Annotated in this window: 21 protein-coding genes; 13 read left to right on the forward strand and 8 right to left on the reverse strand. The window is 66.8% G+C overall.

The annotated features are described in order from the left end of the window. Window positions 1-8 precede the first annotated feature (8 nt). The gene (locus AC5W7N_RS06780; RefSeq protein ID WP_163817375.1) at window positions 9-791 is read left to right on the forward strand and encodes an enoyl-CoA hydratase family protein; all 783 of its coding nucleotides are present in this window, start codon (window positions 9-11) and stop codon (window positions 789-791) included. A gap of 4 nt (window positions 792-795) precedes the next feature. Beyond that, entirely contained in the window at window positions 796-1,416 is a 621-nt protein-coding gene (locus AC5W7N_RS06785; protein WP_163817377.1) for a TetR/AcrR family transcriptional regulator, read from the forward strand. 45 nt (window positions 1,417-1,461) lie between these two features. Here the strand turns inward: AC5W7N_RS06785 and AC5W7N_RS06790 are convergent, their stop codons facing one another. Further along, complete coding sequence (locus AC5W7N_RS06790; RefSeq protein ID WP_194992277.1) at window positions 1,462-2,253, reverse strand: phosphatidylethanolamine N-methyltransferase family domain-containing protein; 792 nt, start codon at window positions 2,251-2,253, stop codon at window positions 1,462-1,464. A 282-nt stretch (window positions 2,254-2,535) separates the two neighbouring features. On the opposite strand from AC5W7N_RS06790, the gene AC5W7N_RS06795 reads away from it, so the two are divergent. From AC5W7N_RS06795 to AC5W7N_RS06810, 4 genes are all read left to right on the forward strand, one after another. Next, window positions 2,536-4,272, forward strand: a complete 1,737-nt coding sequence (locus AC5W7N_RS06795; protein ID WP_194992276.1) for a GMC oxidoreductase — start codon at window positions 2,536-2,538, stop codon at window positions 4,270-4,272. An 87-nt stretch (window positions 4,273-4,359) separates the two neighbouring features. Beyond that, window positions 4,360-4,818 carry an HIT family protein gene (locus AC5W7N_RS06800; protein WP_495923413.1) on the forward strand — a complete coding sequence of 153 codons (459 nt, stop codon included), beginning with the start codon at window positions 4,360-4,362 and terminating at the stop codon, window positions 4,816-4,818. Between the two features lie 165 nt (window positions 4,819-4,983). Beyond that, window positions 4,984-5,349: an ArsR/SmtB family transcription factor gene (locus tag AC5W7N_RS06805; RefSeq protein ID WP_163817897.1), complete on the forward strand. Its 366-nt coding sequence runs from the start codon at window positions 4,984-4,986 to the stop codon at window positions 5,347-5,349. Next, entirely contained in the window at window positions 5,346-5,819 is a 474-nt protein-coding gene (locus tag AC5W7N_RS06810; RefSeq protein WP_163817900.1) for an SRPBCC domain-containing protein, read from the forward strand. The genes AC5W7N_RS06805 and AC5W7N_RS06810 overlap by 4 nt, the downstream gene beginning before the upstream one ends. A 62-nt stretch (window positions 5,820-5,881) precedes the next feature. Here AC5W7N_RS06810 and AC5W7N_RS06815 read toward each other — a convergent pair whose 3' ends face one another. Further along, entirely contained in the window at window positions 5,882-6,448 is a 567-nt protein-coding gene (locus AC5W7N_RS06815; protein ID WP_228815175.1) for a VOC family protein, read from the reverse strand. A 16-nt stretch (window positions 6,449-6,464) separates the two neighbouring features. Here AC5W7N_RS06815 and AC5W7N_RS06820 point away from each other — a divergent pair, with 16 nt between their 5' ends. Then, complete coding sequence (locus AC5W7N_RS06820; protein ID WP_228815174.1) at window positions 6,465-7,178, forward strand: AraC family transcriptional regulator; 714 nt, start codon at window positions 6,465-6,467, stop codon at window positions 7,176-7,178. Here the strand turns inward: AC5W7N_RS06820 and cutA are convergent. Continuing rightward, window positions 7,175-7,513 (reverse strand): divalent-cation tolerance protein CutA, encoded by a 339-nt coding sequence (gene cutA / locus AC5W7N_RS06825; RefSeq protein ID WP_163817906.1) that lies wholly within the window; start codon window positions 7,511-7,513, stop codon window positions 7,175-7,177. The genes AC5W7N_RS06820 and cutA overlap by 4 nt on opposite strands. 186 nt (window positions 7,514-7,699) lie before the next feature. Here cutA and AC5W7N_RS06830 point away from each other — a divergent pair, with 186 nt between their 5' ends. The 3 genes from AC5W7N_RS06830 to AC5W7N_RS06840 are packed head-to-tail and all read left to right on the forward strand — an operon-like array spanning window position 7,700 to window position 9,612. Beyond that, window positions 7,700-8,158 (forward strand): helix-turn-helix domain-containing protein, encoded by a 459-nt coding sequence (locus AC5W7N_RS06830; protein WP_195020186.1) that lies wholly within the window; start codon window positions 7,700-7,702, stop codon window positions 8,156-8,158. A gap of 52 nt (window positions 8,159-8,210) precedes the next feature. Beyond that, window positions 8,211-8,822 carry a PIN domain-containing protein gene (locus tag AC5W7N_RS06835; RefSeq protein WP_195020185.1) on the forward strand — a complete coding sequence of 204 codons (612 nt, stop codon included), beginning with the start codon at window positions 8,211-8,213 and terminating at the stop codon, window positions 8,820-8,822. A 55-nt stretch (window positions 8,823-8,877) separates the two neighbouring features. Next, window positions 8,878-9,612: a TetR/AcrR family transcriptional regulator gene (locus tag AC5W7N_RS06840; RefSeq protein ID WP_324197364.1), complete on the forward strand. Its 735-nt coding sequence runs from the start codon at window positions 8,878-8,880 to the stop codon at window positions 9,610-9,612. A 133-nt stretch (window positions 9,613-9,745) separates the two neighbouring features. Here the strand turns inward: AC5W7N_RS06840 and thiD are convergent, their stop codons facing one another. The 3 genes from thiD to AC5W7N_RS06855 all read right to left on the reverse strand — a co-directional run bounded on the left by thiD (window position 9,746) and on the right by AC5W7N_RS06855 (window position 11,842). Then, window positions 9,746-10,600, reverse strand: a complete 855-nt coding sequence (gene thiD / locus AC5W7N_RS06845) for a bifunctional hydroxymethylpyrimidine kinase/phosphomethylpyrimidine kinase (RefSeq protein ID WP_194991623.1) — start codon at window positions 10,598-10,600, stop codon at window positions 9,746-9,748. 120 nt (window positions 10,601-10,720) lie between these two features. Continuing rightward, on the reverse strand, window positions 10,721-11,239 hold the full coding sequence (locus tag AC5W7N_RS06850; protein ID WP_163810502.1) for a nitroreductase/quinone reductase family protein: 519 nt from the start codon (window positions 11,237-11,239) through the stop codon (window positions 10,721-10,723). A gap of 45 nt (window positions 11,240-11,284) precedes the next feature. Further along, complete coding sequence (locus AC5W7N_RS06855; protein ID WP_280213195.1) at window positions 11,285-11,842, reverse strand: TetR/AcrR family transcriptional regulator; 558 nt, start codon at window positions 11,840-11,842, stop codon at window positions 11,285-11,287. A 90-nt stretch (window positions 11,843-11,932) separates the two neighbouring features. On the opposite strand from AC5W7N_RS06855, the gene AC5W7N_RS06860 reads away from it, so the two are divergent. Together AC5W7N_RS06860 and AC5W7N_RS06865 are read left to right on the forward strand one after the other, a co-directional pair. Further along, window positions 11,933-13,123, forward strand: coding sequence for a KasA/KasB family beta-ketoacyl-ACP synthase (locus AC5W7N_RS06860; protein WP_495924049.1), 1,191 nt, complete (start codon window positions 11,933-11,935; stop codon window positions 13,121-13,123). Window positions 13,124-13,265: 142 nt separating this feature from the next. Beyond that, window positions 13,266-13,889, forward strand: a complete 624-nt coding sequence (locus AC5W7N_RS06865) for an NAD(P)-dependent oxidoreductase (RefSeq protein WP_163810495.1) — start codon at window positions 13,266-13,268, stop codon at window positions 13,887-13,889. A gap of 3 nt (window positions 13,890-13,892) precedes the next feature. Here the strand turns inward: AC5W7N_RS06865 and AC5W7N_RS06870 are convergent, their stop codons facing one another. Next, on the reverse strand, window positions 13,893-14,546 hold the full coding sequence (locus tag AC5W7N_RS06870; protein WP_163810493.1) for a TetR/AcrR family transcriptional regulator: 654 nt from the start codon (window positions 14,544-14,546) through the stop codon (window positions 13,893-13,895). 90 nt (window positions 14,547-14,636) lie between these two features. Between AC5W7N_RS06870 and AC5W7N_RS06875 the strand changes: the two genes are divergently transcribed. Then, window positions 14,637-15,770, forward strand: coding sequence for an epoxide hydrolase family protein (locus AC5W7N_RS06875; protein WP_495923414.1), 1,134 nt, complete (start codon window positions 14,637-14,639; stop codon window positions 15,768-15,770). Window positions 15,771-15,833: 63 nt separating this feature from the next. Here AC5W7N_RS06875 and AC5W7N_RS06880 read toward each other — a convergent pair whose 3' ends face one another. Next, on the reverse strand, window positions 15,834-16,970 hold the full coding sequence (locus AC5W7N_RS06880; protein ID WP_495923415.1) for a GTP-binding protein: 1,137 nt from the start codon (window positions 16,968-16,970) through the stop codon (window positions 15,834-15,836). Window positions 16,971-17,049 lie beyond the last annotated feature (79 nt).

Genomic DNA, 17,049 nt, shown 5'->3' on the forward strand with positions numbered 1-17,049 from the left:
GAGCAATCATGACCGAGACAACCGATGCGCCGTTCGTGCGCTACGAGGTGGCCGACGGGTTCGCCACGCTGACCTTCGATTCACCGCACAACCGGAACGCGCTGTCGTCCAAGCTGGTTCGCGAACTGCTGGCCGGGATCGAGCGCGCAGTCGACGATTCCGCCGTGCGCGGCATCGTCCTCACCCACACCGGCACTACCTTCTGTGCCGGCGCGGATCTGAGCGAGGCCGCGAACTCCGATCCCGCCACCGCGGCCGATCAGCGCACCCGCCAGATGATCGACGTGCTGCGCGGACTGGTGGCCGCGCCGAAGCCGGTGATCGCGCAGATCGACGGCAATGTGCGGGCGGGCGGCATGGGCATCATTGCCGCCTGCGATCTGGTGGTGGCCGGTCCGTCCAGCAGTTTCGCGCTCACCGAGGTGCGGATCGGCATGGCGCCGTTCATGATCTCGTTGACTCTGCTGCCGCGGCTGAACCAGCGTGCGGCCAGTCGCTACTACCTCACCGGTGAGAAATTCGACACTGCGGTGGCGCAGGAGATCGGGCTCGTCACCATTGCCGCCGACGATGCCGCGGCCGAGGTCAAGCGGTTGTGCGGGGAGCTGCGCAAGGGCTCACCGCAGGGGCTGGCGGAATCGAAGAAGCTGGTCAATGCCGCATTGCTGGCCGGGTTCGATGCCGAAGCCGAGGAACTCGCGCAGCGCTCCGGCAGCTTCTTCGGCACCCCCGAGGTGATCGAAGGCATGACGGCCTTCCTGCAGAAGCGCCCACCCAGCTGGGCACAATAGGCCCATGGCGACACCCCACGAACCGAAGCAGGACCGCAGCCGGGCCACCCGGCAGCGGCTGCTCGAGGCGACCATCGACTGTCTGGCCGAGATGGGCTGGGCGGCCGCGACGGTGGCCGTCGTCGCCGAGCGCGCCGGGGTGTCGCGTGGGGCCGCCCAGCACCACTTCCCCACCAGGGAAGACCTGATCACCGCGGCGCTGGAGTACATGTTCGACACCAGGACCGAGCAGGCCAAGGCGGAGGCGGCGACCGTTGCCGCCACCGCCGTCGGTGTCGGGCGCACCGAGGCCGTGGTGGCGGGTCTGGTGGAGTCCTACACCAGCCCGCTGTTCAAAGCGGCCCTGCAGGTGTGGACCCACGCCGCCGCCGACCCGGCACTGCGCGAACGCATCGTCCCGCTGGAGGCGCGGTTCGGCCGGGTCTCGCACCGCCGTGCGGTCGAGGCGCTCGGCGTCGACGATGCGGATCCGGTGGCCCACCACCTGGTCCAGGCCACCCTGGACATGGCTCGTGGCCTCGGGCTCGCCGACGTGCTGACCGATGACTCCGCGCGCCGTAAGCAGATCGTCCACCAGTGGGCGGTGACGCTGCACGCGGCGCTGGAGAACGGGCGTGCGGTGTAGGCACCTGCCGAGCCGCCGGGTTCGGCGCGTCGGTTCGTCCGGTGCTCAGATCAGATACGGCACCAAGGCTTTCCGCTCACGCGGATAGTCGGCGAACTTCTCCCGGTACCACCGGTGCGTCGCCAACGCACGCGGCACCAGATTGCCCGCGGTGATCAGGAAGATGACCACACCGGCCAGCGACCACGTGAGCAGTGCGAAACCCGCCCAGGCCACCAGTTCGCCCAGATAGGCCGGGCTGCTCACGAACCGGAATCCGCCACCGAACGGGATGCGGTATTCGGTCGCGCCCGGATCGTTCTTGTCCCGCAGATTCCGCACGATCCATTCCGATCGGACCAACAGCGAGAACCCCGCGAGATAGACCACGACGCCGATCAGGAAGCGCGGATCGGTCAGCCATTGCGTCCCGTACTGGTCGAGATAGTCGTGGCTGAAGAAGGAACCGTTCAGGTAGCCGTGCACGGCCGTGACGAAAACGCCGGCCGACAGCACGGAAATGTTGAAACTGCTGCGCTTGCCGGGCACCTGCCGGATCGACAGCGGGAAGAACCAGCCGCGGTTGGCATAGTGCAACAGCCAGATTCCGGCCAGGACCAGCGGAACGGGCTCGAAGCGGTCCGGCCCGGTCAGGTAGAACACGGCGAAGACGATGGTGGCGGGAATCTCCATCAACCACCAGCCGAGCTTCGGGTTGAGATTGAAGCCGATATTCGCCGAAGCGAAGCGCCCGTACGGGCTCTGCACGAACAGCCCGCCCACGATGACGAACGCCGCGAAGACGAAGGCGATTGTCAGCACCGTGTCGTAAACGGTGTTTCCGGTGTACCAATCCATCGAGATCCTCGGTGTCGAGACGAAGCGGGGCCGGCCTCGGCCGACACCAACAAAGTAGAACACGTTCTAGTTTGTGTCGATACCCGGATCGCACGCCGCGCGGCGTCCGTGCCGTTCCGTTCGGTGCTGCGCTCCGGTCATCCGCCGGCGGAGCACGCGGCGTCGCCGCTCGACGGGCGCATTGTGACGCGTCGGAACGGGCGCCGCGCGACTGTTGCGATACTGCACAATTTTGGGTAACCGCACGTCCACGGCTGTTAACGTCGGCGGCGGAGGTGGCAGATGAGCGGGGAACTCGATGTCGACGTTCTCATCGTCGGTTCCGGGTTCGGTGGCAGCGTGTCGGCGCTGCGGCTGACGGAGAAGGGCTATCGGGTCGCGGTGCTCGAGGCGGGGCGGCGTTTCGCCGACCACGAGTTCGCGGCGACGAACTGGGATATGCGCAAATATCTCTGGGCGCCCAAGCTCGGCTGCTACGGCATTCAGCGCATTCACCGGCTGCGCGACTGTTTCATCCTGGCCGGCGCCGGAGTGGGCGGGGGATCGTTGAACTACGCGAACACCCTGTACAAACCAGGTCCCGCATTCTTCGCCGATCGGCAGTGGGCCGATATCACCGACTGGGACGACGAGCTGAGCCCGTTCTACGAGCAGGCGGCGCGAATGCTCGGGGTGGTGCGCAACCCGCATATGACGCCCGCCGACGACGTCATCCGGGCGGTGGCCACGGACATGGGCGTCGGCGAGACGTTCGTGCCCACGCCTGTCGGTGTGTATTTCGGCGAGCCGGGCAAAACCGTGCCCGACCCCTATTTCGGCGGAGTGGGACCGGACCGCACCGGCTGTATCGAATGCGGCGAATGCATGAGCGGCTGCCGGCACGGCGCCAAGAACACGCTGGTCAAGAATTACCTCGGCCTCGCCGAAAAGGCTGGGGCGCAAGTGCATCCGATGACGACGGTCACCGCGATCCGCCCCCAGCCCGACGGCACCTGGCTCGTCGACACCCACCGCACCGGTTCCTGGACCCGGCGCGGGAAGCGCACCTTCCGCGCCGGTCGGGTGGTGCTGGCCGCCGGCACCTGGGGCACCCAGCGGCTGCTGTTCACGATGCGCGACACCGGCGTCATGCCGAACCTTTCGAAGCGGCTCGGCGTGCTGACCCGCACCAATTCCGAGGCCATTCTCGGCGCCGGCCGCACCGAGGTCGACCCGAATATGGACATCACTCGCGGCGTCGCCATCACCTCGTCGTTCCATCCCACCCCCGATACGCACGTCGAACCCGTGCGCTACGGCAAGGGCTCCAATGCGATGGGCCTGTTGCAGACCTATCTCATCGACGGCGGCCACCGGATCCCGCCATGGGTGCGGGTGCTGCCGGTGGCATTGAAGCAGCCGATCCGCACCGTCCGCCTGCTGCGCACCCGGCAGTGGAGCGAGCGCACGCTGATTCTGCTGGTCATGCAGTCACTCGACAACTCGATCACCACCTACACCAAGCGCGGGTTGTTCGGCCGCAAATTCGCCAGCAAACAAGGCTACGGCGAGCCAAACCCCACCTGGATTCCCGCAGGTCACGAGGCCACCCGCCGCGTCGCCGAGAAGCTCGGCGCCACCGCTGGCAGCACCTGGCCCGACCTGTTCGACGTCCCGATGACCGCCCATTTCATCGGCGGCTGCGCCATCGGCGCCGACCCCGACCACGGCGTCATCGACTCCTACCACCGCGTCTACGGCTACCCCACGTTGAGCATCGTCGACGGCGCCGCCATCTCCGCCAACCTCGGCGTCAACCCGTCGCTGACCATCGTCGCCCAAGCCGAACGCGCTGCCGCCCTCTGGCCGAACAAGGGCGAACAAGACACCCGCCCACCCATGGGCACCCCCCACCGCCGCATCCCCCCGATCCCACCCCGCCACCCGATCGTCCCACCCCACGCCCCGGCCGCGCTGCGCCTGCCGATCGTTGGGTTCGGGCCGCAGCCCACCCCGAAACCCGGCGCGGTCGGCGCGTGATCCATCGGTGGTCGACCGGTGTGGATCCATCGAATTCCGCACCGCGACTGCGTGTTCGGTCGCTGGCTCGGGGGATACGGTTGAACGATGGAGCTCGAGTGCTTGATCTGCGCCAAGCATCGGGGTGCGGGCCGACTGGTCGGCCCGATCCTCTACACCGATGACCTGGTGGTGGTCAGCCACCGGCCCCTCACCGAAGGCGCACCGGTCCCGGGCTACCTGTTCGTCGAAAGCCGGCGGCACGCGCCGACGGTGGCCGATCTGACCGATACCGAGGCCGCGGCAATCGGCTGGGCGGTTCGCCGCTGCGCGCACGCGTTGCGCCACGAACTCGAACCCGAATTCGTCTTCTCGGCGATCGCCGGACGCAGCGTGGACCACTTCCATCAGCACGTATTCGCCAGGCCGACGGGTACGCCCGCGACGATCCACTGGTTCGACGTCGATTCCTGGTCCGATGGTCCCCGGATCGACGCGGCCGGACTCACTCGTCTCGCCGCCCGCCTATCAGCCCACTTCGTGGATCCGACCGGCGACGCCCGCTAGGCGTATCGCCCGAGTCACGGCTTCCTCTGCCGCCACCCGCTTCTCGAGTGGGTGAAACTCGAGCCACCGTCCAGGGCACTCATCGGGTTCCCTCCAACTCCCTGGATTCGATCGATGCCGATCCAGGGGTTGCGTGAACTACCGTCGATGTGAATACTTAGGCATGTGCCTAAGTATTCACGGGATGAGCCGGACGGGAGCCTGGACAGTGTGTTCCGGGCGCTGACCGATCCGACTCGTCGGGCGATCGTGGAGCGGCTGGCGCAGGGGCCCGCTTCGGTTTCGGATCTGGCCGCGCCGTTCGAGGTCGCCATGCCGACGATCGTGCAGCACCTCAAGGCGCTGGAAGCCGGGCTGATCGTCAGCTCGGCGAAGATCGGGCGGGTGCGGACCTACCAGCTGGTTCCCGGTGCCTTCGGGCCCGCGATCGACTGGATGCGGCGGCAGCGTCCGCCGGCCGAGCGCCGGGTGGACCGGCTCGAGGCATTGCTCACCGAATCAACGACCACCACCGAAGGAGAACGACCATGACCGACACTGTGACCCGTTCCATCAACCACGCCCAGTTCACCATCGAGCGCGAGGTGCCCGTCGCCCCCGCCGTCGCCTTCCAGGCCTTTGCCGACCCCACCATCAAGAGCAAATGGTTCGGCAATGAAGAAGGCTGGGAGCAGGGTGAGGTCTCGGTCGATTTCCGGGTCGGCGGCCAGGAGATCAACGAGGGCACCTTCGAGAAGAAGATGACCTCGCGTTTCGTGGCCACCTACACCGACATCGTCGATAACGAACGCATCGTCTACACCTACGACATGTGGGTCAACGGCCAGCACATCTCCACATCCGTCGCCACCTGGGAATTCGAGCCCACCGCGACCGGAACCAAGTTCACGCTCGTCGAATTCGGCGCTCACCTGGACGGTTTCGACACCGGAGCCCAGCGCGAGGAGGGCACCCGCACCATCGTCGACGCCCTCGTCGAATACCTCACCGCGCAGGCCTAACGCCGCGGGGTCGACCGCGACGGCCGGTCGATTCCGGCCCCGGCCGGAATTCGAGGTGACGGCTACTGCTGCTCGGGGAGAAACGCGGGGTTGAACGCGACCTCCCACAAATGGTCGTCGCGGTCCTGGAAATAGCCCGCATACCCGCCCCAGAAGGTGTCCCGCGCCGATTTGACGATCCGGGCTCCGGCCCCGGCCGCCGCCGCCATCACCTGGTCCACCTCGGCGCGGCTGCCGACATTGTGGCCGATGGTGAACTCGGTCGGGCTGCGATCCGACCGGTCGATGCCGGCATCGTGGGCGATATCGGCGCGAGCGTACAGCGCCAGTTTCAGCCCGGGCTGAAGGTCGAAGAACGCGACCGATCCATGCGGGAACTCGGTGCCGACGATCCCCTCGGTGACGAGGCCGAGCCCATCTCGATAGAATTCAACCGATTTTCGCAGGTCATCCACACCGATGGTGAGGACGCTGATTCGTGGCTGCACTGCTGAACTCCTTCGTCGACTCGGTGCGATCCCGGTACCGGCCCGGACCGCTCGAATTCGATCCTGCTTGCCCTCGGCTCTCCGGTATTGAACGTTTCGGCCACTGCCGATGAGGGCGGAACTCGCCGGCGCGGTCGGCATCTACCGGGAACAGCCGATGTCCATCGGACCTTTCGGCTGGGCCTGGGTCCACCGGATGCCGGATCAGCGATCTGTTCCGGTGCTGATCACCCCGGACGCCACCATCGATGTGCAGTGGATCGATGGCGGGCTGCGGGTCGCGGGGCCCGACCGGGAACCGCAGACCGAGGTCCTCGCCGCTGGTGCGACCGTCTGCGGTCTGCGGTTCCGGCCCGCTACCGCGTCGGCCTGGCTGGGCGTCCCGGCATCGGAACTGATGGGGCAGCGCGTCGATCTCGCTGAGTTCTTGGGTGCCCGGGCTCGGCGCCTCGCGGGCCGGGTCGACGCGACCTCGGCCGAGGCGACGATAGCGTCACTCGCCCGGCTGCTGGCGGTCGAAAGAGATTCGCGGACAACAGATCCTGCGATGCTCGCCGCCTACCGGCTGATCGAGCGCGGCACCCCGCCGCAGGCGCAACTGATCCCGTTTCTCGGCCGCGCACTCGCCCTCAGCGAACGCACGTTGCGCCGGCGCTTCGACGAGAGCTTCGGCTACGGACCCAAGACCCTCGTCCGCATTCTGCGTTTCCAGCGGTTTCGCCGCCTCGCCGCAGCCGCACCCGGCACGAGCATTGCCGAACTCGCAGCGGCCGCAGGCTATTCGGACCAGCCGCACCTGATCCGGGAATCCAGGAAGCTGACCGCGTACACGCCCGCCGAGCTGGTGGCCGTTCGCCCGGCCGCCGGCTAGGCGAACAGTGTCGGCTCGAGGGTGGAATCGAGCACCCACTGCCGGTACCCCGGATGCGCCTGCACCACCGGAACGGCGAGCACCTGTGGTGTCTCGTCGGCGTGCTGGGCGTCGGCGCGTTCGATGATCGCGCTCACCAGTGAACGCCGGGTGTGCAGGATCACCAGGTTCTCGCCGTTGGCGTGCACGGCGTCGTTCCAGCGGTAGATCGACCGCACACCGGAGATGATATTGCCGCAGGCGGCCAGCCGGTCGGTGATCAGGCTCCGCGTGAATTCGGCCAGCCATTCCGGATCGTTCGCGGTGATCGAGACATCAACGATTTCCTCGGACATGAGGGCATTGTCTCGCAGCGGCCCCGAGGGCGCTGACGCTGTGCCGGTCGGGACATTCTCACTCGGTCTCCGATCGGGGGTCTTGCTCCATTTGTAACCGAAAAAGGTTGCACATATAACTGAAACACGGCTAGGCTGAGTGTGCTACCAGCAGCAACAGCGATTCGCATTCGGGAAGGAGGACTGATGGAGACCCTGCATCGCGATGGGCGAGCCACTGTGTCGGTCAGTCCGCGAGAGGTCGAGCAGGCACGCGAGGTGCTGGCCTCCGCTGACGGCGCCGCCGAAGCTCAGGCGGCGAGTGTCACACTGTCCACCGGTGACGGCCAATGCCTCAGGATGCCGCCCGAGCTGTCGGCGCTCGTCATGCAGATCGTCGAGCTGATCGGTCGCGGATCCACGGTCACCATCGGCACGATCCCGGACGAGGTGACAACAACCGCCGCCGCGCAAATGCTGCGCGTCTCGCGACCATCTCTGATGAAACTCGTTCGGGAGAACAAGATTCCAGCCCACAAGGTCGGTTCGCACACCAGGCTCTACAGCAGGGATGTCCTCGCATTCCGGCGGTCCCAATTGGAGCGCCAGAGTAGGGCGTTCGACGAACTCCGCGCCATGGAGGAAGAGTGGGGCGTGCTCGACTGAACCTGAGACCATCTGTACCCGTAGCCTGCTCGCCGACTTGTAGCATGTCGGCATGATCGGTGGGCGGGCGACGAGAGTGCTTGTGGACGCGAACATTCTGTACTCCCGCACTCTTCGAGATTGGCTCAGCCTGCTCTACCTACGCGGCGGCCACGAGATGTTCGAGGTCTTCTGGACCGAAGACATCATGGCCGAAACCCTCTACCACAGGCGAAGGAACAACCCATTTCTCGCTGAGGAGCAGGTGGGAGGTATCCGTCGCAAGATCGCCCAGACCTTTGGTGAGAACAGCCTGATCACTGGATACACCGTGGACAAGGGGCTGGACTATCCGGATTCGTTCGACGCCCACGTCCACTGTGCTGCCGTCCACGCCGACATCGACATCGTGCTGACCGCGAATGGTTGTGACTTCGAGGGCATCGACGACCTGATCTACGAGATACACAGTGCCGACGACTTCTTCCCGCTGATCGACGACCACAATCACCGACTTGTGCGGAAAGTGGTCTGTGAGCAGCTCGCCTACTGGGTTCCTCGCCGGGGGAAGGCACTGCCTCAAGCGATGCGTGAGGCAGGCGCGCCTGCGTTTGCCGAACGGATCAGGCAGCATCTGCAATCGGCGGATGCCGAGCGCGTACTCGCCTCTTTGTCCGCGGTGTGACGGCGGGTGGCTCCCTGACCGCTGGCGTCGGCCGGCGGTGAGTACGATCCCGGACGTGGTGAAACGCGGCGGCCGGGGGGTGGGGGAGGTTCCGGGGCGACGGGTGGACGCGCGGACGCAGCGCTGGGCCGAGCATCGGGTGAAGGTGCGGGCGGAATTCGTCGACGCGGCGTTTCGGGCGCTGGGGGATGTCGGGCCCGAGGTCAGCATGGGGGAGATCGCCAAGGCGGCGGGGGCGGCAAAGCCCAAGCTGTATCGGCATTTCGCGGATAAGGCGGATCTGTACGACGCCATCGTGGATCGGATGCGGGACCTGCTGTGGGAGCGGATCGTCGAGGGCGTCGATCTCACCAATGACCCTGTGCGCGAACTGATTCGGCGTGGAGCGCACGAATACGTGGCGGTCGTGACGCAGCATCCGAACGTTTTCCGGTTCATTCTGAACGGGCATTTCGCCCAGCGCCGAGACAGTGCAGCGCAGTCACCGCGTTCGCTGCTATCGGCGCGGCAGGCGGCCGGGCAGGTGGCCGATCTGTTCATGGGAACGGTGCACGAACGTCCGATCGACCCGAATGGTGTCGAGCTGGTGATCTATTCGGTTTTCGGTGCGGTGGCCTCGGCCACCGACTGGTGGCTCGGCGCCAACCTCCGCGAGGATCCGATGCCGGTGGAGCGTTTCGTCGCTTACCTCACCGAGATGGTCTCGGCCCTGGCCCGCGCGGATGCCAGGCTCAGCGGTTTCACCATCGATGCCGATCAGCCATTGCACCTCGCTTTCACCGCGGAGTGAGCGAATCCGCCCCGCGGCTGGACCAACTGTGCCGCGTGCACTCGAACCACGCTGTTCTCGCTGTGCCGCGCCGTTGAGGCCAGCGGTGCTTCGCGACGACCTCAGTATGCGCCGACCCACCGACAAAAACGGGTCACGACAGGCCCGTGGACTCCAAACGCCACAGCGGTGACACCGGGCCATGGCCTTTGCCCAGGTCGTAGGAGGCGGCCAGGCAGCGGCGGGTCCATTCCTTGGCGAATTCGAACGCGTCCGGCACCGAGTGGCCGTGCGCGAGCGCGCAGGCGAGGGCCGCGGCGAGGGTGTCGCCGCCGCCGTGGTCGTTGCCGGTGTGGATGCGGGGTGCGGTGAATTCGAGGAACTGCTCGCCGTCGAAGAGCAGGTCGGTGCTGTTCTCCGAGGAGCGCAGATGCCCGCCCTTGACCACGACCCAGCGCGGCCCGAAGGCGTGCAGGGCCTCGGCGGCCCGGCGTGCACTCGCCTCATCGGTGACCTCGACGCCGCTGATCAGGCGCACTTCGTCGAGGTTCGGCGTGACGATGGTGGCAATCGGGAACAGTGTGTTGCGCACCGCGTCCAGTGCCTCTTCGTGCAGCAGCGGATCACCGTGCATCGAGGCCGCCACCGGGTCAACCACCAGCGGAATCTCCCCGTCCCGCCCGATACCTACCTCCCGGCAGACCTCCGCTACCGCCTCGATGATCGCCGTCGACGCCAGCATTCCGGTCTTCGCCGCGCCCACTCCGATATCCCCGACCACCGACCGCACCTGATCGGCGACGATCTGCGGCGGAATCTCGTGGAACCCGCTCACCCCCACCGAGTTCTGCACCGTCACCGCTGCCACCGCCACACATGCGTGCACCCCGCACATCGCCATGGTCCGCGAATCCGCCTGAATCCCGGCCCCACCACCCGAGTCCGTTCCGGCGATAGTGAGCGCCCGAACCGGCGTCCGACCACTGGGTACCAAGGGCAGCAATTCCACCCGCCCACCTTATCGGGGTGCCGGTCGGCGGTTTCGCACGTCACCCCGAGCCGGACGGGCGGTGCAGTCGGCGTCGTCGTCGAGCCATCAGGGAGGACTGCGACCAGACCTCGAGCCCGGCTATTCGGACTTGCCCGCCTCGATCGGCTCAACCAGCGTCAGCACCACCAGCGGTAGCGGCTTCGACACCTTCGATTGGTAGTCGGCCAACAGTGGGTTCTCGCGGAGCGCCCAGGCTGCGAATTCGTCGTAGCGTTCGCCGGTGAGCGCTTCGGCGGTGGCTCGGTAGGTGGTGGGGCCGAGTTCGACTGTTACCTCGGGGTTCGCCCGGACATTGTGATACCAGGCGGGGTAGCGGTCTTCGATGAAGGAGCTGACATAGAGGGTGTCGTCGCGGTAGAGGGCGCCGAGGACGACGGTGTGGGGGCGGCCGGATTTGGCGCCGGTGGTGGTGAGGATGAGCAGGGTGGAGCCGGCGTAATCGCCGCCGACCGCGCCGCCGTTCTCCCGGAACTCGCGGATGATGTCGTCGTTCCAGGTGGCGACCTCCTCGGGCGAGTACTCCCGATTCCAGGGGGCGTCGGGATCGTCGTAGGAAATGGTCTTGCTGGTATCTGGGGTGCTACCGGATTCAGCCATGCCGGCAGTATGGCAGTGGGTACCGACAGAAACGGCGGACCGGAATCAGCGCACGGTGTGCTCGATCAGGCGGCGGGCCGCGCGGTCGGTGCGGTCGGCATCGCCGGTGATGAGCCGGTCCTGCAGGATGCCGCGCAGCCCGGAAATCAGCAGGGTGGCAACGACTTCCGGGTCGTCGATGGTGTCGACGCGGCGCAGGCCCGCGGACAGGCTCTGCACGAAGACGCCGATGGCCTCCTCGGCGTAACCGGCGTACGGACCGTGGGGCGCGCACGCCGCGCCGAGCACCTGCATCATCACCTTGACGCTGGTGACGCCCTCGCCCGCGCTGTTCGCGACCCAGAAATCCCACAGCCGCTCCCGCAGTGCGGCCGCATCGGTGATGTCTGCGAACAGGGCGGCGATATCGGGTCGTTGTGTCGCCAGCGCCTGGACCAGCAGATTCTCCTTGGTCTCGAAGTAGTAGATGAGCATCCGTGAACTGGTGCCCAGCTCGGCGGCGAGCGGGCGAAGGGACAGGTCGGCGAGGCCGTGCTCGGCGATATACCGCACCACGGCGGCCAGGAGCTCGGTGCGTTTGGCGTGGTCGAGAGGGCGGGCCATGGGTTGACTGTAGCGATTGGTGCAGGTATCCATGTCATCGTGAATGTAACAGTCGCTTCGGAAACTCCGGTGACGACGGACGGCGTGGTCATGACGGCGTACGCGGCCACCACCTCGCTGGCCGCCGATATGGACGCGACCTGGTCGGAGCTGCTGCGCGGCCGCACCGGCATCGGCCCGCTGGACGACGACTTCGCCGAAGGCCTTCCGGTCCGGATCGGCGGCAAACTGGCCGAGAATCCGGCGGGCGAGCTGACCAGGGTCGAGCAGCGCAGGCATTCGTATGTGGAACAGCTGGCGCTGGTACTCGGCCGCCGGGTGTGGCGGGCGGCCGGCGCGCCGGAGGTGGACGGCGAGCGGCTCGCGGTCGTCATCGGTACCGGCCTCGGTGGTGGTGACGCCCTGATCGACGCGGTCGACGCGATGCGCGCGGGCGGTTATCGGAAGGTGGCGCCGATGACCGTCCCGATGGTCATGCCGAACGGTCCGGCCGCCGCGGTGAGTCTCGAAATCGGCGCCAGGGCAGGGGTTTACGCTCCGGTCTCAGCATGTTCGTCGGGGTCGGAGGCGATCGCGCATGCCTGGCGGCTGATCCGTACCGGCGAGGCCGACGTGGTCGTCGCGGGCGGCGTCGAAGGCCATATCCATGCGGTGCCGATCGCGAGTTTCGCCATGATGCGGGCCATGAGCACCCGCAACGACGAGCCCGAACGCGCGTCGCGGCCGTTCGACCGGGATCGTGACGGTTTCGTCTTCGGTGAGGCGGGAGCGCTGGTCGTGCTCGAATCCGAGCGCCACGCCCGGGCCAGGGGTGCGCGCCCGCACGCCAGGGTGCTCGGTGCGGGCATCACCTCCGACGCCTACCACATCGTCGCCTCCGAACCGGAGGGCAACGGTGCCGCACGCGCGATGCGGAAGGCGATCAGCACCGCGGGACTGACGGATTCGGATATCCAGCATGTCAACGCGCACGCCACGTCGACGTCGATCGGCGACGCCTCCGAGGCCAATGCCATCACCGCGGTCACGCCGACGGCGTCGATCTACGCTCCGAAATCGGCCCTCGGGCACTCCATCGGCGCGGTCGGTGCGTTGGAAACCATCATCACCGCCCTGACGCTGCGCGAACAGGTCGTGCCGCCGACGCTCAATCTGGAGAATCCGGACGTCGACCTCGATATCGTCGCCGGCGCGGCGCGTCCGCAGCGGATCGACTACGCGCTGACCAATTCGTTCGGTTTCGGCGGGCACAATGTTGCGCTCGCGCTCGGCCGGGCCTGAGGTTCTGAAGCCCAGCGATCATGAGCGGGAGTGAGACGCCCGCTTATGTTTGCGAGATCGCAGACCATGGAACGTCTCGATCGCTGCGGGTGTACTGGTTTCACCAACGAAACAACAGCTTTCGAGAATTCAGGAGAACACCATGCGAATCGCGATCTTCGGAGCCACCGGAACCCTCGGCCGCCACGTCCTCGAACGGGCCTTGCGGCAGGGCCACGAGGTCACCGTCCTCACGCGCGACGCGAGCCGGGTGAGCACCACCCACGACAACCTGCGGGTGCTCGAGGGTGATGTGCTCGACCCGGCCGCCGTCGAGGGCGCCGTCGCGGGTCAGGACGCGGTGCTGATCTCACTCGGCAACGGCCGCAAGGGGGTGGTGCGGGCCGAGGGGACGCGCACCGTCATCGAGGCGATGCGCCGCAACGGCGTCAAGCGGTTGATCTGCCAGTCCACCCTCGGTGTCGGCGACAGCAGGCCCAACCTGAACTTCCTGTGGAAGTACATCCTGTTCGGCCTGGTGCTGCGGCCGGCCTACAACGACCACGTCCGCCAGGAGGAGTATGTGCGCGCCAGCGATCTCGACTGGACGATCGTGCGCCCGAGCGCGTTCACCGATGGGCCCGCGACCGGCACCTATCGGCAGGGCTTCGCCGGCGACGAAGCCGGGCTGTCGCTGAAGATCTCACGCGCCGACATTGCCGATTTCATGCTGGATCAGCTCACCGACCGCACCTATCTGCATCGGGCGGTCGGCATCTCGAACTGATGCTCACCGGCCGGTGCGCGGTTGCCAGCGCCAGGCGAACTCTCCCGGCTGCGGTGCGGGACCGGGTAGTTCGCCTGCGGCGGCCATGCCCTCGACCAGCAGGGCGAGTACTCGTCGACGCAATTGTCTGGTGCGTTCGGGTTCGGGGGTGCCGACGGCAGCGCAGGCGTCGAGCACCAATCCCAGGTCGAGGTCGGTCACCTCGGGGCGAAGCCGGCCGGTGGCGTGGGCCCGCCGGACCAGTTCCGACGTCAGCTCACCGGAGCGCTGCACGTCGGGCACGATCGAATCGTCCGGCGTGAACGTTCCCGCCAGACGCACGGTGAGGGAGTGGACATCGGCGTCCACCACTCGCTCCAGGAAACCGACGAGACCGCGCCAGCCATCCGAATCCTCCAGTGCCGCTTCGGCTTCAGTGTTGTAACGGCGCAGGCCGTCGTAACAGAGGGTGCGCAGCAGCACGTCCTTGCTCGGATAGCGGCGATAGAGCGCGCTGATGCCGACGCCGGCGCGTTCGGCGACGGCCGAGATCGGGGCGGCGGCATCGGCGAGGAACACCGCCCGGGCCGCGTCGAGGATGATGCTGTCATTGCGGGCGGCCTGGGCCTTGCGGCCGGGCAACCCCTTCTGAGCTGGTGCGTCGGATGTTTTCGGCATGGCTTCAGGCTAGCACTTGAAACGGAATGATCCGTTCTGTTACGGTGTGAACAGAACGAACCATTCCGTTCCAATCCCGAGGAGCTCGCCATGACCGTCCGTCCCTTCACTGTCGACATCCCGCAGGCCCGCCTCGACGACCTGACCGAGCGGTTGCAGCGCGCCCTGTGGCCGGACGAGCTGCCCGGCGTCGGCGATTCCTATGGCGTGCCGGGCGATCGGGTGCGCGGGCTCGCCGAATACTGGCTCGACGAGTTCGACTGGCGGGCGGTGGAGGCGCGGCTCAATGCCTACCCTCAGTTCATCGCCGACATCGACGGTGAGAGCATCCACTTCCTGCACGTCCGGTCCGAGCGCGAGGACGCGCTGCCGGTGATCCTCACCCATGGCTGGCCGGGTTCGGTGCTGGAATACCTCGACGTCATCGAGCTGCTGACCGCGCCGGAATCGCCCGACGCACCCGCCTTCCACGTGGTGATCCCATCGCTGCCCGGGTTCGGTTTCTCCGGCCCGACCCGCAGCACCGGATGGAACGTGCAGCGCACGGCCAAGGCGTGGGTGGAGCTGATGACCCAGCTGGGCTATGAGCGGTTCGGGGCGATCGGCAACGATGGCGGCTCGATGATCTCGCCGGAGATCGGCCGGATCGCGCCAGATCGGGTGGTAGGCGTGCACGTCACCCAGCTGTTCTCGTTCCCGTCGGGCGATCCGGCCGAGTTCGAGGGCATTTCCGCTGACGACCTGGCTGCGCTCGAACATCTGAAGTGGTTCCAGGACAACAAGATGGGATTCAACGTCTTCTGCAGCCAGCAGCCGCAGACCCTGGCGTACGCGCTGGCGGATTCCCCGCTCGGGCTGCTCGGATGGAATGCGCAGCTGTTCGGCGAGAGCCTGGACAAGGAGTTCGTGATCGCGAACATCGCGCTGTACTGGCTGACCGGCACCGGCCCCACCTCGATTCGCTTCTACTACGAGCAGGCCCATGCGAGCGAGCAGCCCGCGAAGCCGACTACGACGCCGACCGCGCTGGCCATGTTCACGGGCGATTTCCAGTCGATGCGGCGATTCGCCGAACGCGACCACAGCAATATCGTCAGCTGGAATTCCTACGATGTCGTTTCGGTCGTCGGCGGACCCAATGACGCCGCAGGGCATTTCGCCGCACACGAGGCGCCGGCGGTCTTGACCGGCGATATCCGGCAGTTCTTCGAGAAGCTGAGCTGACATCCTCGCGCACCGGCCCAGGTCCCGCCGGCGGACCTGGGCCGTCGCCGTGCGGGAGGCGGCTCAGGCGTGTTCGTGGAGTTCGCCCCAGGCGGGGAACGGGTCGGGGTAGCTCGCCCAGGCCTGCGGGCCCGCATCCATTTCGGCGTCGGTGAGCAGCGCGCGGTCGAGCAGGGCCCGAATATGGTCGCGATTGAGCTTTATGCCGATGAAGACGATCTCCTGCCCGGCCGGGATCTCGAGCGAGGACCACCACGCGGCCGGTTCGAACACCAGATTCGGCCCGGCTTGCGACCAGATGGCGGCAAGGTCGGATCGACTCGCGATCCAGCAGAAACCCTTGCTGCGCAGCAGGCCGCGCAGTTGTTCCAACGCCTCGGACAACCGCTGCGGATGGAATGGGCGTTCGGCGGTGTAGGTGAGGCTGCTGATGCCGTATTCCTCGGTCTCCGGGACGTGACCGCCCGCCAACTCCTCCGCCCAGCCCTCGGTGGAGGCTGCTGCGACGGGGTCGTAGCGGCCGGTGTTCAATACTTCGCTCAGCTCGACCACGCCGTGGCGGGTTCGTAAGACCTTGGCGCGCGGATTCATTCGCCGCACCGCCGCCTCCACGGCTCCGGCCGCGCTCTCGCTCACCAGGTCGGTTTTGTTGATCAGCAGCACATCCGCGAATTCCACCTGATCTGCCAGCAGATCGGCGATTCCGCGTTCATCGCCCTCGCCCGCTTGCATATTCCGTTCGGCCAGCGCCTGGCCGCGGGCGATCTCGGCCAGGAAGGTCGAGGCGTCGACCACCGTCACCATGGTGTCGAGCCGGGCGACGGGTCCGAGGCTGAACCCGTCCTCGAACTCCCAGTCGAAGGTGGCGGCGACCGGCATCGGCTCGGAAATGCCCGTCGACTCGATGACGAGTTGATCGAACCGCCCCTCCCCGGCCAGCCGGGCCACCGCCTCGATGAGGTCTTCGCGCAGGGTGCAGCAGATGCAGCCATTGGTCAGCTCGACCAGCTTCTCCTCGGTGCGATCGAGATGCCCCTGCCCGGCGACCAGCGCGGCGTCGATATTCACCTCGCTCATGTCATTGACGATCACCGCGACCCGGCGACCCTCCCGGTTGGCCAGGATGTGGTTGAGCAGGGTGGTCTTGCCCGCGCCGAGGAATCCGGACAGGACGGTGACGGGTAGTTGCGCTGTGGTCATCCGCTAATGATAACCATTGTCATTAACGAGCGGTCACGCGCTATCCGCGCAGGGTGTCGAAGACGTGCTGGATCTGGGG

The sequence above is a fragment of the Nocardia sp. CDC519 genome (assembly GCF_059509835.1).